Origin of the sequence: Microbacterium sp. HMH0099, assembly GCF_049384025.1 — a bacterium.
Taxonomy (GTDB): Bacteria; Actinomycetota; Actinomycetes; order Actinomycetales; family Microbacteriaceae; genus Microbacterium.
Map to the genome: position 1 here is coordinate 1 of NZ_JBMRJR010000011.1, position 2,650 is coordinate 2,650.

The 2,650-nt window shown below is 71.5% G+C and carries 1 protein-coding gene; it reads left to right on the forward strand.

Going from position 1 to position 2,650, the window contains the following annotated elements:
• Positions 1 to 113 precede the first annotated feature (113 nt).
• A partial coding sequence (locus ACO03V_RS16125; protein WP_423138343.1) for a cation-translocating P-type ATPase occupies positions 114 to 2,650 on the forward strand: 2,537 nt, incomplete at its 3' end.

The window sequence follows — 2,650 nt, forward strand, 5'->3', positions numbered from 1 at the left end:
CAAGCCCACCGGTCCGGACGCGCGCCGTTCCTAGACTCGGCGGGTCGACCACCCCTCGACGACCGCCCGCTCCCGCGGCGGCCGTGCCCCCCCCGCGTCAGTACGGAGGCCTCATGCCGCAGACCGCTCCTGCCGACCTCGCCCTCGACACGCCCTTCGCCGACGAGGTGGACGACGTCGTCGCCGCCCTCTCGACGGGCGACGACGGTCTCACCGACGAGGAGGCCTCCGCCCGCCTCGAGGAGGTCGGCCGCAACGAGCTGCCCCCGCCCGAACGCAAGCCGGCGGTCCTGCGGTTCCTCTCGCACTTCAACGACACGCTGATCTACATCCTGCTGGCATCCGCCGTCATCAAGGCGATCATGGGCGACTGGCTGGACTTCGGCGTCATCATGGCCGTCGCGATCATCAACGCCGTCATCGGCTTCGTGCAGGAGGGGCAGGCCGAGAAGGCGCTCGCCGGCATCCGGGGCATGCTGTCCTCCGACGCCAGCGTCCGTCGCGACGGCAGATGGCGGACGGTGGATGCCGCCGAGCTCGTCCCCGGCGACGTGATCCGCCTCTCCCCCGGCGACCGCGTCCCCGCCGACGTGCGCCTGACCTCCGCGTCGCAGCTCCGCATCGACGAGGCCGCCCTGACCGGCGAGAGCGAGCCCGCCCAGAAGAGCACGTCCCCCGTCGAGAAGGACTCCGGCGTCGGCGACCGCTCGTCGATGGGCTTCTCCGGGACGATCGTGTCCGCGGGGACGGGGCGCGGCGTGGTGACCGCCACCGGGTCCGAGACGGAGATCGGCCGCATCCAGAGCCTCGTCTCCGAGGCGGGCTCACTCGACACCCCGCTCACGAAGCAGCTGAACGGCTTCGGCAAGGTCCTCACGATCGTCATCCTCGCCATGGCCGCGGTCATGATGGTCATCGGCCGCTACCTGCACGAGATGCCGTTCGACGAGCTCATCTCGGCCGCGATCGGCTTCGCGGTGGCCGCCATCCCGGAGGGCCTGCCCGCGCTCGTCACGATCACGCTGGCCCTGGGCGTCCAGCAGATGGCCCGTCGGCGCGCGATCACGCGCAAGCTGCCGTCCGTGGAGGCGCTCGGCTCCGTGACCACGGTCTGCTCCGACAAGACCGGCACGCTGACCAAGAACGAGATGACCGTGCGCACCGTCGTCACCCCCGACGGCGAGTACGCCGTGTCCGGCCTCGGCTACGCACCCGAAGGCGACATCGCCCGGGAGGGGTCCGACGGCGGGACGGACGGGGCGGACCTGGATGCCATGGCATCCGTCGCCCGTCTCTGCAACGACGCCGATGTGCACGAGGAGGACGGCTCCTGGATCCTCGTCGGCGAGCCGACCGAGGGGGCGCTGGCCGTCTTCGCCCGCAAGCACGACGCCGACGGCGCACGCCCGGAGCGCGTGGCGGTCCTGCCGTTCTCGTCCGATGCGAAGCTCATGGCCACGCTGCACGACACGGCCGACGTCGAGGGGTCCGGCGAGGGCCGGGTGCTGCTGGTCAAGGGGGCGCCCGACCGTCTGCTGGACCGCGCCGAGACCCAGTGGGCGGCCGACGGTCCCGCGCCGCTGGACCGTGCGCACTGGGAGCGCGTCGTCGACAAGCTCAGCGCGGAGGGGCTGCGCGTCCTCGCCGCCGCCCGGCGCCACGTCGACGCCGGGACGTCCGACGTCGAGCTCGACGACGTGGGCGATCTCGAGATCCTCGGCGTCTGGGGCATCGTCGACCCGCCCCGGCCCGAGGCGATCGAGGCGATCCACGACTGCCACACCGCCGGCATCCGGGTGAAGATGATCACCGGCGACCACGCCGGGACCGCCACCGCGATCGCCCGCGAGATGGGCATCATCGACGGCGACGCGACCGTGCTCACCGGCGGCGAGCTGGAGCAGATGAGCCAGGAGCGGCTGACCGAGCGGGTGCGCGAGGTCGACGTGTACGCGCGGACGAGCCCGGAGCACAAGATCCGCATCGTCCGGGCGCTGCAGAAGCACGGCGAGGTCGTCGCGATGACCGGCGACGGCGTGAACGACGCCCCGGCGCTGAAGCGGGCCGACATCGGGGTCGCGATGGGCATCAAGGGCACGGAGGCCACCAAGGAGGCGGCCGAGATCGTGCTGGCCGACGACAACTTCGCGACCATCCGCAGCGCCATCCGCGAGGGCCGCCGCATCTACGACAACCTGCGCAAGTCGGTCGTCTTCCTGCTGCCCACCAACGGCGCGCAGTCGCTGGTCCTGCTCGTGGCGATCGTGTTCGGCCTGACGCTGCCCCTCACCCCGGTGCAGGTGCTGTGGGTGAACATGGTGACCGCCGTGACCCTGTCCCTCGCCCTGGCGTACGAGCCGGCCGAGAAGGGCATCATGCAGCGGCATCCGCGCAACCCGCACGGGTCCATCATCAACGCACGCGAGCTGCTGTTCGTCCTCGCCGTGTCGCTGCTGATCGGCGGCGCGACGCTGGGCGTCTTCTACACGCTCGTGAACAGCGGGGTCGAGCACGAGTACGCCCAGACCGCCGCCGTGCTGATGCTCGCGCTGGGGCAGACGGCATACCTGTTCAACTGCCGCTTCCTGCATCGGTCGAGCCTCACGCCGGACGTCTTCCGCGGCAACACGGCCGTGTGGATCACCGTCGG